We start from the raw sequence: 21,241 nt of genomic DNA, 5'->3' as shown, positions 1-21,241 counted from the left end.
TATTAAATCTCTTCAGACCAAACCGTCCTTTTAATATAATCTGTATAAGAAATAATGATTCTTACCACTTTTTCTGAAACATTCGGCATTGAATAATCTGAAACAGGTCTAAAGTTTCTTTCAGCACCTACTTTTTGTTGTAAAACCTGAGTCAAACCTTGTAAGATACGTTCCGGAGATAATCCAACCATCATTACACTTGCTTCTTCCATCGCTTCAGGTCTTTCGTGAGCCTGACGAATATTTAGCGCTCTGAAGTTCAATATTGAAGATTCTTCCGAAATTGTTCCCGAATCTGATAATACTGCATACGCTCTTTTCTGTAATGCATTATAGTCATGGAAACCCAAAGGTTTTAAAAACTGGATTTCGGGACGCATTTCAATCTGCATTTTATCAATCATATTCTTAGTACGCGGATGCGTTGAAACGATGATAGGATACTGATATTTTTCTGCAATTGCATTTAAAGAATCCATCAAACCTCTGAAGTTTTTTTCAGAATTGATATTTTCTTCTCTGTGAGAAGAAATTACAAAGAACTTGCCTTCTTTTAAATTTAATTTTTCTAAAACGTTTGAAGCATCAATTTGAGGTAAATAATGATTTAAAACCTCAAACATTGGCGAACCTGTTTTGATAATTCTGTCTGCAGGAAGACCTTCTCTTAAAAGATATTCTCTTGCAATATCAGAATACGTCAAATTAATATCAGAAGTATGATCTACAATTTTACGGTTGGTTTCTTCAGGAACTCTTTGATCAAAACATCTATTTCCTGCTTCCATATGGAAAATAGGAATGTGTCTTTTTTTAGCAGGAATTGCACATAGACAAGAGTTAGTATCACCCAAAACTAAAAATGCATCAGGTTTTAGCTCCTCCAATAAAGGATCAATTTTAATTAAAATATTCCCTACAGTTTCAGTAGCTGTTTTTCCTGCTGCTTCAAGGAAATAATCCGGTTTACGAAGTCCCAAATCTTCAAAAAAGATTTGGTTAAGTTCGTAATCATAATTCTGTCCTGTATGAACAATGATATGTTCTACTGCTTCAGATGCGTCTAAAGCATCCAGTACTCTTGATAATCTTATAATTTCCGGTCTTGTTCCGACGACCGTCATCACTTTTAGTTTTTTCATGTCTTAATTTTATAGGGCAAAGGTTAAAAGTTTAAGGGCAAAGTTTTAAGGGTTTAATAATAAAATTACTGCTTACCTTTTAACAAAATTGCACCAAATATGTTTTTTAACTCCTTACTTTCTTGTAATAATTTATTTAATTCTGCTGAATTGTAACCGATTGCTGCGATTAAACGTAACCAATAATTTGATTCTCTGGCTTCTCGAAGCACAATTCTGATTTTATTATTAAAGTCCGCTTTAGATGAAGCACCTTGCGACTCTTCGTAATTAGCGCCTACCGAAGTAACCGATTTAATCAATTGATATTTAATAATCTTCAGTTCATCGTTATAAGGCAAAGTTCTAAGAAATAAAACAATATTCACACTAAAATCAAAAGTTCTACCCAATAAACTATTTTCTTTCATATTTTTACTTTTGCCTTTATCCTTTTACCTTTTTTAAAAACTTAAACTTCCAAGAAATAAGTATCTGCATTTTCCGGATTAAATGCTTCATTAATCCAAAAAATGGTATATAATTCTTCTTCGCCGATGTTTTTGATGTTGTGTGTGTACCAAATCGGCATATCAACATAAGCAGGTTCATTTCCATCCAGATAAAAATCTAAAACCTCATCAGAATCAATTTTTCTAAGTTGGATTAAAGCTTTTCCTTTGATTACGGCAAATCTTTCAATTTTTCTTGTATGAAAATGATTTCCCCGTGTAATTCCCGGAACCGTAGTTGAGAAAGAACATTGTCCGCCAATCCCCAAACGAATTACCTCCACAAAAGCTCCGCGAGGATCTGTGTGCTGTGTAAATTTCACCGGATAATGCGTTTTATGATCGATATATGAACGATACGTATTGAATAAATTATGTTCAAAAGAATCGTTGATAACCGGAATTTCTCCACCGTCAAAATACTTTGTTCTATAATCATTTAATAAGGCTAAAACTTCAGATACTTTTTTAATTGCTGTAGGTTCAACAAAATATTCTGTTTTGCTGTTGCCTTCTTTAATTTCATTAACAATGGTTTCAACCAATTCCTGAACGTAAATCAGTTTCACTTCTCCATCTGTCGCAATCGTTGGAGTTTCACCATGTGTCAACTGATAACAGAATGTAGAGATAAATGAATTGTAGAAAGGTTTCCCGAAAGCTCCAAAAACATTTGGAATAATCAATCCTGTGATTTTACCACCATTTTCCTGAGCCCAGTTTGCTAATGCTTCTCTTCCTTCTTTTTTTGATTTTCCATATAAATTGTCTCTTTCTTCCTGAGTAGAAGAGGAAATCATCACATGAGCGTTTGAGCCAGTTCGTTTTAATGAATCAACTAATTTTTTAGCTAAACCTACATTGGTTTCATAAATAAACTGTTCACTTTCATGACGATTCATTGCAGCCAAATGAACAATAACATCACACTGAGCAACAAATTTATCTAATTTTGTATCATCTTCGAAATATTCTTTCTGAAAATCAATTCTTTGAAAATCTTCAGGAGATAATCCCAAAGTATTATATAAATGTCTTCCGACAAAACCATTCTGACCAGTAATTCCGATTTTCTTCATGAGTTATGTTTTATTTTTTAATTATAATCAATTTTCATTAAAATAATTTAAATCAAATCGATATTCATCAGCAATTTCTCCTAAACCGTAGTCTGCCAAAACCAATAATTTACTGTCTAAAGATTTTGACTGAATTGCAGTGATATAACCTGCAGGAATATGAAGGTAAGTTAAAACATCATCTTTTAAAAGATATTTCTGAATTGTTAAATCTTTTGAAGGATTTGTGAAATCATCTACCTCAATTACCGAAACTTCAAAACTTCCTTTCATACAGGCAAACCATCTTTGTTCTATTTTATGACCTTGCCAACCACGAATAAAATCCGGTGAATGGTTTTCGATGGTATAAATTCTTTTGATTTCAGATGCATCAAATTCATTATTGAATGTAATAATTCCCCGATCATCCTGATGAGCCTTTCCCTGAAGTAACATTAACTGCTATTTTGGTTAGTAAGGATATTGCATTACATCTTCTCCGAAAACTTCTTTACGAATAAGTGGCAAAGTTGAAATCAGTTTTTTAAGACCTTCTACTCCTTGCTGTTCTGTATTATGTGAGTGATAATCTTCAATTTGGGCAACTTCTTCCTCACCTTCGGAGAAATATTTAGCATAATTCAAATCACGATTATCTGCAGGTACACGGTAGAAATCTCCCATATCTTCTGCTTTTATCATCTCTTCACGAGTACATAAAGTTTCATATAATTTTTCACCGTGACGGGTTCCAATCACTTTTACAGGTACTTCTTTACCAGTCAATTCAATTAAAGCTTTTGCTAAATCTCCGATGCTTCCTGCAGGAGCTTTATTTACGAATAAATCTCCCGGATTTGCGTGTTCAAATGCAAATAACACCAAATCTACAGCATCTTCCAATGACATGAAGAATCTAGACATATTTGGATCTGTAATTGTAATGGGCTCACCTTTCTGAATCTGATTCAGAAACAAAGGAATAACAGAACCTCTTGAAGCCATTACATTTCCGTAACGGGTAAGACAAACCACTGTATCTGTAAGGTTTCTTGCTTCTGCAACGGCTACTTTCTCCATCATTGCTTTGGAAATTCCCATCGCATTAATCGGATATGCCGCTTTATCTGTAGACAGACAAATTACTTTCTGTACTTTGTTTGCTGCAGCTGCACGAATTACATTTTGAGTTCCCTCAACATTTGTTTTTACAGCCTGCATTGGGAAAAACTCGCAAGAGGGAACCTGCTTTAATGCTGCGGCATGAAAGATGTAATCTACACCGCGAGTTGCAGGTTCTACACTTGAAAAATCTCGTACATCACCAATATAATATTTTATTTTATCGTTTTTGTACAAGTTTCGCATATCGTCTTGCTTTTTCTCGTCACGTGAAAAAATGCGGATCTCTTTGAAATGATCGGTTTGTAAAAAACGGTTTAACACTGCTGTTCCAAAAGAACCTGTGCCTCCTGTTATTAACAGAACTTTATTTTGTATTTTCATGGTTATTATTTGAATAATAAATCTTTCTCTGATTTGTTAGGGTAATTAATTAAAACAGCTTTATACTTTCCTTTAAAAACAAACAAACTACCAACTGCAACACCAATAATTTTATGTTTCTCTATCACTTTTTTTATGTCTTCCACAGTTCCAGCCCCGCCAAGAAAAGTCATTGGTAATGATGATCTTTCTCGAGCCTTGTCAATTAAAGACATGTCAAAACCTTTCATTACTCCATCCTGATCAATTGAATTAATGACAATTTCACCAGCTCCCAATCTTTGAGCATCTTCTATAAATTTAAAAGGATTAATTCCTGTTGCCTTTTTTCCATTATGAGTGTAAACTTCATAGCCGCCTAACAACTTCTTTTTTACATCAAGTACCACAATAACACTTTGAGCACCTACCCTGTCAGCGATTTGAGTGATTAACTTTGGATTTTGTAGTACAGATGAAGACAAGGCAATCTTTTCAATACCCAAACCAAAGATCTTTTGTGCTTGTTCTACCGTTTTTACGCCCCCTCCATAACACAAAGGCATTCTAGACTGGTTAGCAATACGTTCAATTAAACTATAGTTAGGGTCTAAGCCTTTAACTGTTGCATCAATATCAAAAATAGCTAGCTCGTCAACTTCTTTTTCATTGAAAATTTTCACAGCGTTTATCGGATCTCCTACATATTTTGGATTCTTGAAATTAACTGTTTTTACTAATCCATTATCTTGGATTAACAAACTAGGTATAATTCTAGGTCTTAACATAAACTATAGTTTTGCAAAGTTATGTAATAAAGTTTCGCCATACGAATGACTTTTCTCTGGATGAAACTGTATTCCATACTTATTTTCATGGTTTGCAGCTGATGCAAATTCTCCACCATACTCTGTAACTGCCATAATATCCTTTGGATTATTACATTCAAAATAATAAGTGTGTAAAAAATAAAAAATGGCATCCTTTTCCAATCCATTAAACAATGGGATTTCTTTAACAGGCTTTACATCATTCCAGCCCATGTGAGGTAATCTCGTCACCTGATTAATTTTTGACTCATCAAATTTTCGTACCGATGCATCAATCCATTTTAGCCCCTCCATCGTTCCTTCATCGCTACTATTCGCCATCATCTGCATACCAACGCAAATTCCAATTACCGGAATTTTATCCACCAAGACCATTTTATCTAATGTGTCGCGCATACCCGAATTATTTAATTGTGTCATTGCATGATCAAAATGACCAACGCCTGGGAGAATCAGTTTTTTCGCTTCAATTAAATCTTCTTTCGTTTTCGCAATTTTCACAGGAACATCAACCCTTTTATACACGTTTACAAAAGCATTAATATTACCTACACCGTAATCAATTAATGTTATCATCTGAACAATCTTTTTTCTAAACCAAAACTCCTCATCATTTTTGAACCAAGCCCAATTAATGATCTTTTATTTTTATAATCGTTAAATGTCTTATTTTCTCCATGAAACAACCTCTGTAGCTCATCCTTAGTGAAATCTAATTTGTCTGCTATATACTCAAATTCTTTCATTAAGAACTCTTCTGATAACTCAGGTTTTGATATCCTTTCTAAAGCTTTGTCTCTTGTCATTTGACCTGTTAATATTAAACTTGAAAAATGAGCTCTTCTTTTTTCATAGCCAAACTTTCTTGGCATCCAATAATCTTCATAAAATCTTGTAAATCTTGATTCGTGGTGTTTATGCTGAAAAGATTCCCAACCAAATTTTTCGAAAAGTAATTTTTCAGCATCAGCTTTTATATATGGTAATAGGTTTAATGGTTTAAATACTTCCATCCCTAATACATACTTATAATACAATTTATATTGCATAATATCAACAATAGGAAATGTTTTTAATTTATTATTTCCAAATCTCTTATAAATATCACTAATTAGCTTTTTATCAATCCCAGGGTACGCACCCCATTCTTCTGGTTCACGACAACATTCAGTAGAATAATTACCACCTGTCAAAACGTATTTAATTTTATTCTTTTTTGCAAATTTATAGAGACCTGAAAAGAATGCTATATCCTGAGGCATGTCCTGATCAGCAATCTGAGACTTAAAAAAAGCTCTTTGTAGGTCTTTCATTTCTTCCCAATTTATAACTTCTGTATATAATTCTACCCCCAAACCGTTTACCAGTTTTTCAATATTTCCAACAGCTTTATCGGTATTCCATCCTGCATCTACATGAAATAGCAAAGGTCTTAACCCCATAATCTCTTTAGCGACATAGGCAACATAGGAACTATCTAACCCACCGCTTAACCCTATAATACAGTCAAAATCACGATTTTTACCATCCTTCTTAATTTTATCTGCGGTAAGCATTAATTCTTTCATACCTTCTTCACCAGTCTTCCAACTTGGTAAGATTTCATTGATGTAGTTAATGTAATAATCACTTTCACCTTTTTCATTAAAAACAATGTTTGGATCGGTTGTATCCATTATTGTTTTTGTGCATATTTGATATGGTCTAGTATTCATTATATTATTTCTTTAAATTATTATATACTTCAGTTACGTAATTAAAGGTCTCTTTACCACATCGATTCCAACTATATTGCTTGGATAAATCTTTTGACTTTTTTGCAAATTCCATACGCTCTAATTCATTATCAATCATCTTTTTTAGTGTATTTGTGATTGTCATACTGTTTTCAGGATCAAAATAGAGACCTCCATTTTGGAGCACTTCAGGCATTGGACCTCTGCTAGAACATATTATGGGTATTCCCGTACACATTCCTTCAATTAATGTATTTGGCATATTCTCACAACTTGATGCAAATATAAAAATATCCGAATTAGCAAGATATATTGGTAGGTCTTTATGTGAAACAAATTCGTATTGTGAAACAAATTCCCGTTTAGGATCCACTTTAGCGACTGTTTCTAAAAATAAATCTTGAGCTTTACCTTCTCCGCCTCCAACGAAATCAATTATTAAATTATATCCTTCATTTCTTAAATTTGCTATAGCTTTAACAACATTCCACTGGTGTTTATACAACGCAACATTTGATACATAAATGCACCTAATAGGCTTAGCAATTCTTTCATCATTTTTCCAAAGAGAGGTATTTATTCTAAAATTCTCGCTAACTCCGTGAGGAATAACTTTATAATTTGCAATATTCCCAGAAGATTTCTGTATTACTTCCGCAGCATACTTTGTTAAAAAAATTGCTGCAGTTGAGTTTTTTAAAGAATAATTTTGAACATATTTCAGTGCTAGTAGTCTTAATCTTTGAAATGAAAGTCCAAATCTTTGCATCTCACCAGGCTCATACGATAACATATCCCTACTCATGGTAATTGCAGGTAAAAAACGACTAATGGTTCCCGCATCTGTATTTAGCATTATATCAATTTTAGCTTCTTTAGCTTCTTTAGGCAAACATTTATATTGCCACATTAATTGATGAATAAGGCTTCTCTTAAGAGATTTCGGCGAATGCTTAATCAACCAAGGATAATTTGGTAACATATTTAATAATTCGTCATACGACCAAATATGTACTTCTTCCATTTCTTCTGGCAAGCACTCTATGTCTTTTAATATACCAATAATATGAGCTTTAGCACCACCTGAGCGGTTACGGGAAGCGTCTATTCCTAATTTATATTTCATTATAATAAACCTTTAAAAAAAAGATTAGTTGTTATTATATAACTATTAAAATCAAAATATTGAACTCCAGATAATTTAGCATTACTACTTAAATCTTGATATTGAGAAGGAGACAAATTTTCCAATTTTGTAAACATTTTCAATATATTACCTATACTTCCATCTTCTAAAATGAATCCATTCTTACCATCTTCGATATAAGTACTAATGTCTGAAGTACTATTTGCTATAACTGGTATTCCACTACATAAGCTCTCTACAAATTTAGTAGAAAAACCTGCATGTGCATAACGTTTATCTTCTCTAATCAAAATAGAAAAATGATTTTCACTATAGAATTTGGGTACAAGATGCATATCAACCCTACCTAAACAATTTACATTATCTGGTAATTTATCCATATGCAAAATATTTAAAAGTCTATTTTCGTCAATACCTAAAATGTTAAAAGTAATTTTTTTTTGTGATGTTTTATTAAAAATTTCAACTGTTTTTATAACATCTCCTAAAATATCTTTTCTGCCAGGATCACCAGCATATATAATTTTAATATCATCGTTATAATTTCTAACATTATTTGTTATTAGCCATTTTTTTTCTTTAATATCAATTAATGGTGGTAGTAACAATGTTTTACATGCATTTGAATCATAGAACTTTTTTAGAAAAGTACTAATAACAATTACATTTTGTGCTTTAACATTCGCTACCTTCATTCTTAAAAAGTTATCAATACTTGGAATACCATATTTTCCTCCTGGTAAATGTTCCGATTCATACCATTCAGTGCTATCGATAATTAATTTTATTTTGTTAATGCGGCAAAACTTAATCATTCTATTTACAAATAAATAATTTGAATTATAGATTATAATTATATTTATATTTTTATAATTATTTTCTATATATTTTAATGTTTTATTGCCTCTTTGATAATAATTAGAAATTTTTGAAAGAACAGAAGTGTTTATAATATCTAATTCATTCATTGAATTATATTCAAAACCTTCATAAACATATTTTTTTTCAGCATTTAAATCTTCCTCTCTCTCTTTGTTTTCCCATCCTAAAAAACTAACATCATAACCCAACTTTTTAAGAATCTTACCGTTGTTCAAAACTCTTTGTGAAGCAGCATCTTTATCTGGAAACCTAAAAGCACCGGTATATATTACTTTCATTTAAATTTTATTTAAAAACTGCTGTTAATTTTAAAAATCCACTCATCATTATTGACATTTTTTGCATCATATTCATTGGTAATAATAATTTCACAAAACTAAAACTATTTATTATATTTAGAGTATTTTCTATTTTCCAATAATAGTTCTATAATATAAATTCCTATCTCCTCTACCATATTCACCAACGGTTGTAAATCCTTTATACATATATAAAAAGCATGCAACAAAAATTGCTAAATAGGTAATTAAACGAATTTTAAAATGCTGTAATAATAATGGAAACAATAATATTAAAACAACTCTAAAATAATAATTTAAACGTAGCGCAGCGGGATCCATAACTAATAATAACGATAATATTACCGAAATATAAAAGATACGGTATAAAAACTTTTCTTTTTCTGTAAACTTATCTGAAATTTTCATTAAAAAAAGCAACAAAATAATATCAAACAACATTCCCAAACTAAAACCATATTCAGTTGTTTCCTCTCGCCGGTATACAAGTAAATATTTATTTAGAAATGGAGTATTGCTTGCTATATAATAATAAAGATTTGTCAACAAACCTATATTTAAACTTAACACTATGCTGATAGCCAAAACAATTAATTGTACTTTCTTTTTTATTTCATATTTAAAAAAATACGATATAGGCAGTACTATTAATACAGATATATGAAACCCCGCAGCTAAAACAACATATAAAATATATTTATAATATTTTTTTTCAAATAAGTATTTATAACCTAAAAGAACTATGGCAATTGCCAATCCCTGACGAATTATATGAATATTAAAGGTTATTAAAAAAATAGAAAAATAAATAAAAAGAACTGTATTGGCATATTCATAATTAAAATACTTTATACCATAATATAAAAAGTAAAAAGATAATAAGGAGAACAAGAAAATTACAAATTCAAAATTAAAAAGAACATTAAAAAGTATATAAATCAATTCTTTAGAATCCGTACTTCCGTCAGTATTTATACCTAAATAATTTTGATAATACGTATCAATATCATTGCCGACATTATAACGAATACCGACAAAAAACATTAAAAATATTAGGGAAAACTTAAAGAGAAATCGTGAATAATCACGAGGCTCAAACCGATCAAAAACTGAAAAAGCAAAAAGAGAAATAAATATTATAAAATAAATTTCCATAACTATATTACTGAATTGACAAAATGATTTTTATTTAAATAATATCCCCCAACAATCATAATATTCTGTACAACTGATAAACATGTAATTGCGAACGTAAATAAAATCACATCAACATTCATAAAATAAAACATTGCTACAATAGATAAAATAGTAAAAACTTCAATTATCAAAATAACAATATTTAACTTTTTTATCCTTAAAGCAACTCTATATGGATTTGCAAAGAGAAAGAAAACCGCATTTACAAACATATAGGGAAACAGCTGAAAAGTAATTGCCCATTTATTAGCTAAATAGTTTTGATTTATAAAATCAATATAAAATAACCCCATAAACAGCAAAACTAAAACCACTATTAATCGCTTGTCAAACCAAAATACCGACTTTAAAAAGACAAAATCATTATCTTTTGCAAATTTATGTGTTAACACTTGAGCCAAGCTCGAAGATACTAATACTGTTGGTGCCCAAATTAACCGATATGCCATTGAAAACTGTCCTCCAATATTTTCACCAAATTTGTCCACGTAAAAAATTACAGGAAGGCTATAAATCAATACGGATAACAGTTCTTGAATGGTACCAAAAATAGTATAAGACCTCCATTCAACAACAAGAGACTTAACACTTTTTAAGCTATTTTTATAAAAAAAAGTAATAAAGAATAACTTTTTATACAAAAAAATGAATAAAACAGATACTAACTCACCTATGAACGCTCCCAATAACAAACCATAATCAACTTTTACATAAAAAAACAAAAGTTGTAAAATAACAATAAAAATAGCTCTTAATATAAAAATTAAAGAGAGTGATGTAAATTCACCTCTATAAATTAGAAAATTATTTAATAAATTAACGATTGCTAATAAAAACGCAAAAAGTGTTGCAAAGATATACTCTTTACTTATAAAAAAAGAAATCGTTATAATTAATGTAAACATAATAAGAAGCGTACTAAAAACTAAACTTGTTTGGAGTGTAGCTTCTTTTTCGTTTTTTGACAAAGGAATAATATGCTGTAACTGAAGAGTTAAAACAATAGTTAAAATTGCAGAAATTGATTGAATTTTCCCCAATACACCAAAATCATCAGGAATATATAAGGTTGTTAAAACCAACAACCCCAAAAGTTGTATAGCTTGTGCAAAGGCATTACCTGAAAATAATTTCAAAAAATTTTTAAACATTCAACAAAAGTTACAATTTATGGTGTGATTGCGCCAAACCTCCTTTTACATCGTAAATTATCCCGTCTTTTTGTAAAAACTGATTCAGATCTAAATCAAAAAACTCTTTGTGTGCAACAGTTAATACTACAGCATCATATTTATTTAAAGATGCATAGTTATAAATCGCCTGTATATCATTTTCAGAACAAACATTATATTCATGATCTACTTCCAAAGGATCTGCCCAAGGATCAAAAGTCGTTACCTTTACTCCATACTCTTCTAAACTTTTTATTACATCTACGGCCTTTGTATTTCGAACATCAGGGCAGTTTTCTTTAAAAGTAATTCCTAAATTTAAAACATTGGCATTATTCACATTGATACCTTTTTTAATCATACATTTAATGATTTGAGACGCTACATATTCACCCATAGAATCATTTAATCTACGACCTGCCAAAATAATTTCAGGATGATACCCTTTTTCCTGTGCTTTCTGCGCTAAATAATAAGGATCAACTCCAATACAGTGTCCACCCACTAATCCCGGTTTAAATGGTAAAAAGTTCCATTTAGTACCTGCAGCCTCAAGCACCGCATGAGTATCAATCTCTAAAAGATTAAATATCTTTGCCAGCTCATTAACAAAAGCAATATTAATATCCCTCTGCGAGTTTTCAATTACTTTTGCAGCTTCAGCTACCTTGATAGATGGAGCCAAATGAGTTCCCGCTATAATAACTGATTTATATAAATCATCAACTACTTTTCCAATTTCAGCGGTTGAACCAGATGTAACCTTAAGTATCTTTTCTACAGTATGTTCTTTATCACCTGGATTTATTCTTTCCGGAGAATAGCCTGCAAAGAAATCTATATTAAATTTCAATCCTGAAAATTTTTCTAAAACAGGAATACATTCTTCTTCAGTTACCCCAGGATATACAGTAGATTCATAAATAACAATATCTCCTTTTTTTAATATTTTACCTACTGTTTCACTAGATTTGTATAAAGGTGTTAAATCTGGACGATTATTTTTATCAACAGGTGTTGGTACTGTAACTATATATATATTAGCATCTTGAATATCCATAATATCACAAGAATTGTATAAACCAACCTCATTATCATTTGTAGATTTTAATACTTTCTTTAGCGATTCGTTATCAACTTCTAATGTATCATCAATTCCTTGATTTAATTTTTCAATCCGTTTAGTATTAATATCAAAACCAATAGTAGGATATTTTGTAGCAAATAAACGCGCTAAAGGTAATCCAACGTATCCCAAACCAATTATGGCTATCTTATATTTTGTATTCATTCTTTTTAATTATCTAAATTTGAAAATTATAACATTGATTTGTTTTCCCAGTACCATCTAACTGCTTCTTTTAAACCTTGTTGTATAACATGTGTTGGTTGGTATCCTAATAATTGTTTAGCTTTGTCAACTGATGCCAGTGAGTGTGGAATATCTCCAACTCTGTTTGGACCAAATTTAATTTCAATTTTAGCTATTTCTGTATCATATTCCGCTAAATATTCTTTAATATAACCTGCCAACTGCATTAGATTAGTTCTGTCCCCAACAGCAGTATTATATACGGTATTAACAGCGTTTTCGTTATCCGTCAACATTGCCCGCTCGTTCATCTGAATAACGTTATCAATGTATGTAAAATCACGTGAATTTTCACCTGTTCCATTAATTGTAGGACTTTCATGTTGAATTAACAGTTTGGTAAATAAGGGAATAACAGCCGCATAAGCTCCACGTGTATTTTGGCGACGTCCGAAAACATTAAAATAACGTAAACCTATAATCTGCATATTGTAGGTTTTTGCAAACACGTCAGCGTATAACTCATTTACATACTTAGTAACCGCATAAGGTGATAAAGGCTTACCTATAATTTCTTCTACTTTAGGTAATTTCTCCGAGTCACCATACGTGGATGACGATGCAGCATAAACAAAACGCTTGATTCCTGCATCACGAGATGCCACTAACATGTTTAAAAAACCGGAAACATTGACTTCATTCGAAGTTATTGGATCATTAATAGAACGCGGAACTGAACCTAGAGCAGCTTGATGTAATACATAATCCATACCTTTTACTGCTAAATGACAAGTTTCTAAATCTCTTATATCCCCTTCAATTAATTCATAGTTAGAATTATTTAAAAACTCTTCGATATTGTGGTGGTAACCTGTTGCGAAATTATCTAAACATCTAACGAAATACCCTTTATTCAAAAAGTATTCCGTTAAATTCGATCCTATAAACCCAGCACCTCCTGTAATTAATATTTTTTTCATTAATGTAATTAAATAGATATATTTATCAAATATTCTCCATAACCACTTTTCTTTAATGGTTCGGCAGCTTTTATTAATTGTTCTTTATTGATATAACCCATACGGTAAGCTACTTCTTCAATCGCACCAATTTTCATTCCCTGACGTTCTTCTATTACCTGTACAAACTGACCTGCCTGCATTAACGATGCAAAAGTACCAGTATCTAACCAAGCAGTTCCGCGGTCAAAAACACCTACGCGCAATTTTTCCTGTTTTAAATATTCTTTGTTAACATCGGTAATTTCATACTCACCACGGGCAGAAGGTTGAATATTTTTTGCAATTTCCACTACCGAATTATCATAAAAATACAATCCAGGAACAGCATAATTTGATTTTGGTTGAGTTGGTTTTTCTTCTATAGACAATACGTTGTTATCCTCATCAAATTCTACCACTCCATAACGTTCCGGATCGTGTACGGGGTATGCAAATACCACACCGCCTTCTTCTTTGGTACAATCTTGCAACAACTTGCTCATACCACTTCCGTAAAAGATATTATCGCCCAAGACCAACGCTACTTTATCATCACCGATAAATTGTTCCCCGATAACAAATGCCTGCGCCAAACCATTTGGTTCCGGTTGTTCTGCATACTCAAACCGACAACCGATTTGAGAACCGTCGCCCAACAACTTTTCAAAATGCGGTAGATCATGCGGTGTTGAAATGATCAATATTTCATTAATACCGGCTAACATTAATGTGGACAACGGATAATAAATCATCGGTTTATCATAAACCGGCATTAACTGTTTACTTACAGCTAATGTTAAGGGGTGTAAACGGGTACCAGACCCACCGGCTAAGATAATTCCTTTCATTTCTTTATGTTTAGTGTTTAACCTTTGAATAGGTTTATTGTTGAATATATATTGTCGACTTTAGTCTATATTACTTAATATTATTGTGAACAAAAAAGTCATTAAAACTTTTCTTTAAACCTAATACTTCATCTTTAGCTATTTCTGTGCCTGTTAATAAAAATATATTTAATTTCTTATTATATAATTTTTTAAAAGATAGAATATCTAATGACTTTATTTTCTCTATTCTTTCACTAAATGCTACAAAATCTTCTTTCACTGAATTGCTTTTATATAATGTTAATTTCGATACTTCACTTCGGCTCCGCTCAGTGACCATACTTCCGCAAGCTCAGCAACCATAGTTCGATAGTTCAACAAGCTCACTACCCGCCAAATAGCACGATTCCATCTTCTGACAACGCCCTATCGTAATGAAATAAAACCTTACGATTCACAATTTCCTCTATTTTTGGAATGATACTCTTGGTATATTCGGTATTAATGGTATTACCTGTAATATTAATTTCAATGATGCCACTGTCAATTCCTTTTGCATAATCGCCAATTAATTCAATCTGTTTCACATCTCCCATACGTTCCAAAATCTGTTCAACAATAGTGTCCAAACCCAAATATTTGTGAACCACCTGTTGCAACAATTTAAACATTGGATGCTGTTCATTCGCCGCGTATGCAATTTTATTACTGACTTCTTTCTTCTCTAGATAACCCGCATCAGACAAATGATTCAACTCTTTACGGATGGCATTTGTTGATTCGTTAAACTCAGTTGCCAAACCACGTAAATGCCCTGAATTGGCTGAAGTTATAAAGAACTTTACCAACAACTTTACTCGTGTTTTAGATGTAATTAACAGGTCTAACATGTTTTGTTAAAATGAGCAGTAAAGGTACTCGTTTAGATTTATAAAACAAATATTTGGATTAAAATTTACGGTTTGGTAATGTGGAGGGGGTGTATGGTGTGGGATGATGGGTGTTTTTTTTGCTGTAAAATGTATGTTGTATTGGTTAACCCTTGATTCGTTGACTGATGAATCGCTTATCCGCTAAAGCTAGACAGTTCGCGCTATGATCTTGGTTTGTTTACTATTGCCGTTCTCAATCAAAAATCGAATTGATTACTCTAAGGTTAAATGAATACTCTCAGTTATCATACTCGATTCTTAGTGACTGAAATACTTGTTTTTTTCTCAACTTTTTAAAGATACAAAGTTGCAAAAATCTCTTTTTTAGCCCTACAACCCAAAGAATAAACGTTGGCTTTTACTTCTAAAATTTCGAATGCTTCGCGTCGAAATTTCTTTACGAAGTTGCATTTAACGTTTTTAACGCCTTTGGCTTAATGGGCTGTGTATTCATAACAATACGGTTTCTATCCACTCTCATTCTTTTTATTTTATCTTATTTTATTCAAATCTATAACTTTGCGAACATAGGAGATGCACAGATTGTAAAGAATGCAATAAAGTTTATATCTAAAATAACGTATAAAATAAACACAGATGGCTGATGTGGTACATTCGTTGTTTTGATTGACTATCCGGTAAAGCGAGACAGGTTCGCGCTATGATTTGGGTTTGTTTACTATTGCCGTTCTCAATCAAAAATAGAATTGATTACTCTTAGGTTAAATGAATACTCTCAGTTTTCATACTCGATTCTTAGTGACTTAAATACTTGTTTTTTTCTAAACTTTGTAAAGATACAAAGTTGCAAAAATCTCTTTTTTTAGCCCTACAACCCAAAGACTAAACGTTGGCATTTACTTCTAAAATTTCGAATGCCTAGCGCCGAAATTTCTTTACGAAGTTGCATTTCACGTTTTTAACGCCTTTGGCTTAATGGGCTGTGTATTCATAACAATACGGTTTCTATCCATTCTCATTTTTTTTATTTTATCTTATTTTATTCAAATCTATAACTTTGCGAACATAGGAGATGCACAGATTGTAAAGAATGCACTAAAGTTTATATCTAAAAAAACGTATAAAATAAACACAGATGGCTGATGTGGTACATTCAGTTGTTTTGATTGACTATCCGGTAAAGCGAGACAGGTTCGCGCTATGATTTGGATTTGTTTACTGTTGTCGTTCTCAATCAAAAATCGAATTGATTACTCTAAGGTTAAATGAATACTCTCAGTTATAATACTCGATTCTTAGTGACTGAAATACTTGGTTTTCTCTCAACTTTGTAAAGATACAAAGTTGCAAAAATCTCTTTTTTAGCCCTACAACCCAAAGACTAAACGTTGGCTTTTACTTCTAAAATTTCGAATGCTTCGCGTCGAAATTTCTTTACGAAGTTGCATTTAACGTTTTTAACGCCTTTGGCTTAATGGGCTGTGTATTCATAACAATACGGTTTCTATCCACTCTCATTCTTTTTATTTTATCTTATTTTATTCAAATCTATAACTTGCGAACATAGGAGATGCACAGATTGTAAAGAATGCACTAAAGTTTATATCTAAAAGAACGTATAAAATAAACACAGATGGCTGAATGTGGTACATTCAGTTATTTTGATCGGTAATTTAATGGTAAATTATTTTTATCCCCAGGAAGATTGGTACAAGATCTGGGGGAATTATTGAACTGTTGAACTGCTTATTTTATATTAGGTAGAATGGTAAATGGGTATAAAATGCAGTGACTTTAGTAAGTGAACCTGGGAATGATAGATTTATAAAAAAATCACTATCTTTCAAACGTATTTAGTTACTCTAAAAATCCCGGTTAAAAAAAAATTCAACCTATCAATGCCGCATCAGTGTTGTATCAATCACGTGTTTAAAGCATATCAAAGCCTACTTTAATAGGTAATTAAAGCTTGCGAACCTAATCTACTGTCGACATAACAAGATAACAAACATTCTTATTTACCTATACCCTAACAGGTTCTATTTCCGTAAGCGTCACGCTTGCCTCTATACTTAACTGCTGCTGAAAAATACGCGTACCGGCGGGTGTTTTTACGGTTATTTAGTTAAAGAGGTAAATGGGTATACGGGGTACTTCGTGTGAATCATTTAATCAGTTGTTTTATTGAGAATTTACAAAACAAAACCCTGATGATCGCTGTAAAACGAATTCAGGGTTTCTATTAAACTATAAAGAATAAAAAATACTATTCTGCTTGTTTACCTAACTGCTGTTGGAATTCCCAAGCGGTTTGCATAGACGTTTGCAAGGCTGTTTTAGGTTCCCAACCTAATTGTTCTTTTGCCTTTGAATAATCGGCATAAGCTTCTACAATATCTCCTGCCCTGCGTGGTTTAATTTCGTAGTTTATTTTAAGGTTATTTACCTTTTCAAAGGCATCTACTATTTCTAAAACAGTAGATCCTGTACCTGACCCTAAATTAAAAAACTCTAAATTAGCTGTGTTCTTTCCATCCAATAAACGCTGCATGGCTTTAACGTGGGCATCGGCTAAATCGTTTACATCGATATAATCTCTAACGGCTGTTCCGTCACGGGTTTCATAATCGTTACCAAAAACACCTAAGCTTTCTCTAATTCCCATTGCTGTTTGGGTTACATACGGAATAAGGTTGTTTGGAATACCATTAGGAACTTCACCAATAGCCGCAGAAGAATGTGCCCCTACCGGATTAAAATATCTTAAGGCAATTGCTTTTTTATGGGTAGCCTTTACAAAATCTTCTATAATTTCCTCTCCCATTTTTTTTGTATTTCCATAAGGTGACTCCGGTTTTTTTAAGGGAGTAGCTTCACTGATCGGCATGTGATCTGCCTGACCATATACGGTGCAGGAAGAAGAGAAAATAAAATGACCTACATTGTTTTCTTCCATAGCTTCCAACATATTTATTAAGCCTACTAAATTGTTGCGGTAATACATTAACGGTTTTTCAACAGACTCGCCTACTGCCTTGTATGCTGCAAAATGAACAACTCCATCTATTTTATGTGACTGAAAGAAGACGCTTACTGCATTAAAATCTTTAAGATCTATATTGTAATATACAGGTTGTACACCGGTTATCCCTGTTATCTTGTCCCAAACTTCCAACTGCGTATTTGAAAGATCATCAATAATATATACTTGAAATCCTGCCTGCTGTAAAGCCACTACAGTGTGTGAACCAATGTAGCCTAAACCACCTGTTACCAATATATTTTTCATATTCTTATTCTTATTTTTAGTTTTCAAATATAGCTTTTTTTGCTGTATATTTTATTGTGAACTGGTGATTCTGCGAATTGTTGAACTGTTGAACCGATGATGTGTTATATTAGGTAGAAGGGTATATAGGTGTATGGGGAATTTGTGCAAATAATTTAATCTGTAGTTAGGTGATGGATGTTTTTTTGTTGAAATGTTGAGCTGTTGAACCGATGATTTGGTTATGTTAATTATTATTTTGAACGCTCCCTACTCCTCCTCAAGGAGGGAATCTTTTACCACAGATTTATGGATTTTAAATTAATTTTTTACTGTGTATGTCCTGTGAGTAAAAAATTCTCCCAACGGTGCCTGAGGTTCTCGAAGGCACATCTTGATTCGTTGAATTGTTTATATGTCTGAATGTGACTTTAAACACCTCCCTAGCCCTCCTCAAGGAGGGAATCTTTTACAACAAATTCACGAATTATAAAGATTTTACTAAAGTGGTCTATTTTTTAAAAACTTATAAAATCTACATGGATGCCTGAATGTGGTATATTCAGATGCTTCGATTGATAAGATTTCTCGACTCCGCTCGAAATGACAATATTATATAAAAGAAAAACGGAGTAAAAGTTGAACTATTACTCCGAATATGACTTATAATTTAGCAAGCATTTCTTCCAGGCTTGTTTTCCAATCTGGAACGGATACGTTGTAAACTTCTTTTATTTTTGACTTGTCTAATAACGAGAAATTCGGGCGCTTTGCAGGTGTTGGAAATGCATCGCTGCCAATAGCGTTTACTTTGGTATTAAAACCTTTTATTTCTTTTATAGCAACTGCAAAATCGTGCCAGCTTATTTTACCTTCGTTGCTGTAATGAAAAACTCCTTGAACAAATTCCGGTGCTTCGATTATCTGCATGATAGCGTTTGCCAAATCGCGTGCATAGGTTGGGGTACCAACCTGATCTGCCACTACGCCGATCTCTTCACGCTCGCTCATTAAACGGATCATAGTTTTTACAAAATTCGCCCCATAAGTTGAATACACCCATGCTGTACGGATGATGACATGATTTGCACTTGATGCACGCAACGCCTGTTCACCATGTAATTTGGTCAATCCATATACATTGATAGGATCCGGTTCATCGGATTCTTTTAATGGTGTTTCACTGGTACCGTCGAACACATAATCGGTTGAGATATGGATGACGTTCGCATTGTTATCTGCTGCCCAGGCACCTATTGTTTTTACGGCAATATGGTTTACGGCATCGCATAATTCCTGATCGCTCTCAGCTTTATCAACAGCGGTGTAGGCACCTGCGCTTACAATAATCTCAGGCTTTTCTCTATCTAATACTGCTAAAATCTGATCCGGATTGCTTAAATCCATTTCTTCACGGTCAACGAAGACCATTTCGTGCTGTGTATAAGCGTCTTTTAAATCGTGTAATTCGGATCCTAACTGACCGTTACGGCCGGTGATTAATATTTTCATATTTGTGTTGAATCGTTGATGTGATGAATTGTTGAACTGACAAATTTTTAAGTCTAAATTCGTGTTTAATATAATTCTGACTTAATTAACAAATTCTGCCTGTCTAAATATATCTTCTTCTTTTACGTCCATGCATATTTTCACAGCTTCGAAGTCGTGAACCTAAAGGTTTATGACTAAAAGAAGCAAAAGTCTTTCTTTTTTGTCTTGCCTCGGTCACACGACGGTTACCTTACATCTTAAAAACTATCAAATAGCAGTTCGACAAGCTCACTGACCAACCGATTTGATTGCGTTTTCTTCGCTGAGGCAACTATCGTCATTTAACCAATGGCGCTTTTATTACAGCTAAATAATCTAATTTAACTTTTCAAAAGTTAAATAATTCTACAAATCAACGATTATACAACTGGTTGAACGTTGGCAAAATAAGATCTTTTTCTGAAACGATTTCTGCTCCAGCTTCTATTCCCCAATCGATATTTAATTCGGGTGAGTTATATAGTATGCCTTGTTCTGATTCTTTGTTATAGAAATTATCGCATTTATAGAAAAATACAGCTTCATCGCTTAATACCGAAAAACCATGCAAGAAGCCACGTGGTACAAACAACTGTCTGTTGTTTTCTGCCGAGAGATGTACCGCTACATGCTGACCAAAGGTTGGAGAATCGGGACGTGCATCAACAGCTACATCGATCACTTCTCCTTTTAATACACGAACCAACTTTGCCTGTGCGTACGAACCTGCCTGTGCATGCAAACCGCGTATCACTCCTTTTTTGGAGTAACTTTGATTATCTTGAACAAAATGAGTGTTTGTACCTGTTAAATCGTTGAATGTTTTTTCGTTAAAGCTTTCAAAAAAGTAACCGCGTTCGTCTTCGAACTTTCGTGGTTCTAAAATAAAGCAGCCTTTTAGTTTTGTTTCTTGTATGTTCATTGTTTTGTGTAACGGGTATATAGTTAAAAGGTGAAATGGT

Annotated in this window: 20 protein-coding genes; all 20 read right to left on the bottom strand. The window is 32.5% G+C overall.

Annotated elements, in window-relative coordinates; genetic code table 11:
• Positions 1 to 2: 2 nt before the first annotated feature.
• Complete coding sequence (gene wecB / locus BM253_RS11940; protein WP_091524485.1) at positions 3 to 1,142, bottom strand: non-hydrolyzing UDP-N-acetylglucosamine 2-epimerase; 1,140 nt, start codon at positions 1,140 to 1,142, stop codon at positions 3 to 5.
• A gap of 65 nt (positions 1,143 to 1,207) precedes the next feature.
• Positions 1,208 to 1,552 carry a four helix bundle protein gene (locus BM253_RS11935; protein ID WP_091524481.1) on the bottom strand — a complete coding sequence of 115 codons (345 nt, stop codon included), beginning with the start codon at positions 1,550 to 1,552 and terminating at the stop codon, positions 1,208 to 1,210.
• Positions 1,553 to 1,593: 41 nt separating this feature from the next.
• The gene (locus BM253_RS11930) at positions 1,594 to 2,712 is read right to left on the bottom strand and encodes a polysaccharide biosynthesis C-terminal domain-containing protein (protein ID WP_091524477.1); all 1,119 of its coding nucleotides are present in this window, start codon (positions 2,710 to 2,712) and stop codon (positions 1,594 to 1,596) included.
• Positions 2,713 to 2,739: 27 nt separating this feature from the next.
• A complete protein-coding gene (locus tag BM253_RS11925) occupies positions 2,740 to 3,150 on the bottom strand; it encodes a WxcM-like domain-containing protein (RefSeq protein ID WP_091524474.1) in 411 nt (136 codons plus the stop codon).
• A gap of 15 nt (positions 3,151 to 3,165) precedes the next feature.
• Positions 3,166 to 4,200, bottom strand: coding sequence for a polysaccharide biosynthesis protein (locus BM253_RS11920; RefSeq protein WP_091524472.1), 1,035 nt, complete (start codon positions 4,198 to 4,200; stop codon positions 3,166 to 3,168).
• A gap of 5 nt (positions 4,201 to 4,205) precedes the next feature.
• Complete coding sequence (locus BM253_RS11915) at positions 4,206 to 4,967, bottom strand: AglZ/HisF2 family acetamidino modification protein (protein WP_091524469.1); 762 nt, start codon at positions 4,965 to 4,967, stop codon at positions 4,206 to 4,208.
• A 3-nt stretch (positions 4,968 to 4,970) separates the two neighbouring features.
• A complete protein-coding gene (hisH, locus tag BM253_RS11910) occupies positions 4,971 to 5,585 on the bottom strand; it encodes an imidazole glycerol phosphate synthase subunit HisH (RefSeq protein WP_091524466.1) in 615 nt (204 codons plus the stop codon).
• Positions 5,582 to 6,724 carry an N-acetyl sugar amidotransferase gene (locus tag BM253_RS11905; protein ID WP_091524462.1) on the bottom strand — a complete coding sequence of 381 codons (1,143 nt, stop codon included), beginning with the start codon at positions 6,722 to 6,724 and terminating at the stop codon, positions 5,582 to 5,584. Before BM253_RS11905 ends, hisH begins: the two co-directional genes overlap by 4 nt.
• 4 nt (positions 6,725 to 6,728) lie before the next feature.
• Complete coding sequence (locus tag BM253_RS11900) at positions 6,729 to 7,871, bottom strand: glycosyltransferase (RefSeq protein ID WP_091524459.1); 1,143 nt, start codon at positions 7,869 to 7,871, stop codon at positions 6,729 to 6,731.
• Entirely contained in the window at positions 7,871 to 9,052 is a 1,182-nt protein-coding gene (locus BM253_RS11895) for a glycosyltransferase (RefSeq protein WP_143095645.1), read from the bottom strand. The genes BM253_RS11900 and BM253_RS11895 overlap by 1 nt, the downstream gene beginning before the upstream one ends.
• 129 nt (positions 9,053 to 9,181) lie before the next feature.
• Positions 9,182 to 10,228 (bottom strand): EpsG family protein, encoded by a 1,047-nt coding sequence (locus tag BM253_RS11890; protein ID WP_091524456.1) that lies wholly within the window; start codon positions 10,226 to 10,228, stop codon positions 9,182 to 9,184.
• A 2-nt stretch (positions 10,229 to 10,230) separates the two neighbouring features.
• Entirely contained in the window at positions 10,231 to 11,406 is a 1,176-nt protein-coding gene (locus BM253_RS11885) for a hypothetical protein (RefSeq protein ID WP_143095644.1), read from the bottom strand.
• Between the two features lie 25 nt (positions 11,407 to 11,431).
• Complete coding sequence (locus BM253_RS11880; protein WP_091524450.1) at positions 11,432 to 12,733, bottom strand: nucleotide sugar dehydrogenase; 1,302 nt, start codon at positions 12,731 to 12,733, stop codon at positions 11,432 to 11,434.
• Positions 12,734 to 12,759: 26 nt separating this feature from the next.
• Complete coding sequence (locus BM253_RS11875) at positions 12,760 to 13,734, bottom strand: SDR family oxidoreductase (RefSeq protein ID WP_091524446.1); 975 nt, start codon at positions 13,732 to 13,734, stop codon at positions 12,760 to 12,762.
• A gap of 8 nt (positions 13,735 to 13,742) precedes the next feature.
• A complete protein-coding gene (rfbA, locus tag BM253_RS11870) occupies positions 13,743 to 14,603 on the bottom strand; it encodes a glucose-1-phosphate thymidylyltransferase RfbA (protein ID WP_091524443.1) in 861 nt (286 codons plus the stop codon).
• Positions 14,604 to 14,673: 70 nt separating this feature from the next.
• Entirely contained in the window at positions 14,674 to 14,865 is a 192-nt protein-coding gene (locus tag BM253_RS11865; protein ID WP_143095643.1) for a hypothetical protein, read from the bottom strand.
• 106 nt (positions 14,866 to 14,971) lie between these two features.
• Entirely contained in the window at positions 14,972 to 15,475 is a 504-nt protein-coding gene (locus BM253_RS11860) for a transcriptional regulator (protein ID WP_091524437.1), read from the bottom strand.
• A gap of 2,269 nt (positions 15,476 to 17,744) precedes the next feature.
• Positions 17,745 to 18,767: a UDP-glucose 4-epimerase GalE gene (gene galE / locus BM253_RS11855; RefSeq protein ID WP_091524434.1), complete on the bottom strand. Its 1,023-nt coding sequence runs from the start codon at positions 18,765 to 18,767 to the stop codon at positions 17,745 to 17,747.
• Positions 18,768 to 19,409: 642 nt separating this feature from the next.
• Positions 19,410 to 20,258: a dTDP-4-dehydrorhamnose reductase gene (rfbD, locus tag BM253_RS11850; RefSeq protein ID WP_091524431.1), complete on the bottom strand. Its 849-nt coding sequence runs from the start codon at positions 20,256 to 20,258 to the stop codon at positions 19,410 to 19,412.
• A 394-nt stretch (positions 20,259 to 20,652) separates the two neighbouring features.
• Positions 20,653 to 21,201, bottom strand: coding sequence for a dTDP-4-dehydrorhamnose 3,5-epimerase (rfbC, locus tag BM253_RS11845; RefSeq protein ID WP_091524428.1), 549 nt, complete (start codon positions 21,199 to 21,201; stop codon positions 20,653 to 20,655).
• Between the last annotated feature and the right edge of the window lie 40 nt (positions 21,202 to 21,241).

It is taken from the genome of Paenimyroides ummariense, from assembly GCF_900115115.1.
Lineage (GTDB): Bacteria > Bacteroidota > Bacteroidia > Flavobacteriales > Flavobacteriaceae > Flavobacterium > Flavobacterium ummariense.
This window is presented reverse-complemented; position numbering and strand designations above follow the sequence as displayed.

Bases quoted from the DNA above. Each gene is read 5' to 3' on its own strand.
- wecB (WP_091524485.1), bottom strand. From the start codon at position 1,142: ATGAAAAAACTAAAAGTGATGACGGTCGTCGGAACAAGACCGGAAATT.
- BM253_RS11935 (WP_091524481.1), bottom strand. From the start codon at position 1,552: ATGAAAGAAAATAGTTTATTGGGTAGAACTTTTGATTTTAGTGTGAAT.
- BM253_RS11930 (WP_091524477.1), bottom strand. From the start codon at position 2,712: ATGAAGAAAATCGGAATTACTGGTCAGAATGGTTTTGTCGGAAGACAT.
- BM253_RS11925 (WP_091524474.1), bottom strand. From the start codon at position 3,150: ATGTTACTTCAGGGAAAGGCTCATCAGGATGATCGGGGAATTATTACA.
- BM253_RS11920 (WP_091524472.1), bottom strand. From the start codon at position 4,200: ATGAAAATACAAAATAAAGTTCTGTTAATAACAGGAGGCACAGGTTCT.
- BM253_RS11915 (WP_091524469.1), bottom strand. From the start codon at position 4,967: ATGTTAAGACCTAGAATTATACCTAGTTTGTTAATCCAAGATAATGGA.
- hisH (WP_091524466.1), bottom strand. From the start codon at position 5,585: ATGATAACATTAATTGATTACGGTGTAGGTAATATTAATGCTTTTGTA.
- BM253_RS11905 (WP_091524462.1), bottom strand. From the start codon at position 6,724: ATGAATACTAGACCATATCAAATATGCACAAAAACAATAATGGATACA.
- BM253_RS11900 (WP_091524459.1), bottom strand. From the start codon at position 7,871: ATGAAATATAAATTAGGAATAGACGCTTCCCGTAACCGCTCAGGTGGT.
- BM253_RS11895 (WP_143095645.1), bottom strand. From the start codon at position 9,052: ATGAAAGTAATATATACCGGTGCTTTTAGGTTTCCAGATAAAGATGCT.
- BM253_RS11890 (WP_091524456.1), bottom strand. From the start codon at position 10,228: ATGGAAATTTATTTTATAATATTTATTTCTCTTTTTGCTTTTTCAGTT.
- BM253_RS11880 (WP_091524450.1), bottom strand. From the start codon at position 12,733: ATGAATACAAAATATAAGATAGCCATAATTGGTTTGGGATACGTTGGA.
- BM253_RS11875 (WP_091524446.1), bottom strand. From the start codon at position 13,734: ATGAAAAAAATATTAATTACAGGAGGTGCTGGGTTTATAGGATCGAAT.
- rfbA (WP_091524443.1), bottom strand. From the start codon at position 14,603: ATGAAAGGAATTATCTTAGCCGGTGGGTCTGGTACCCGTTTACACCCC.
- BM253_RS11860 (WP_091524437.1), bottom strand. From the start codon at position 15,475: ATGTTAGACCTGTTAATTACATCTAAAACACGAGTAAAGTTGTTGGTA.
- galE (WP_091524434.1), bottom strand. From the start codon at position 18,767: ATGAAAAATATATTGGTAACAGGTGGTTTAGGCTACATTGGTTCACAC.
- rfbD (WP_091524431.1), bottom strand. From the start codon at position 20,258: ATGAAAATATTAATCACCGGCCGTAACGGTCAGTTAGGATCCGAATTA.
- rfbC (WP_091524428.1), bottom strand. From the start codon at position 21,201: ATGAACATACAAGAAACAAAACTAAAAGGCTGCTTTATTTTAGAACCA.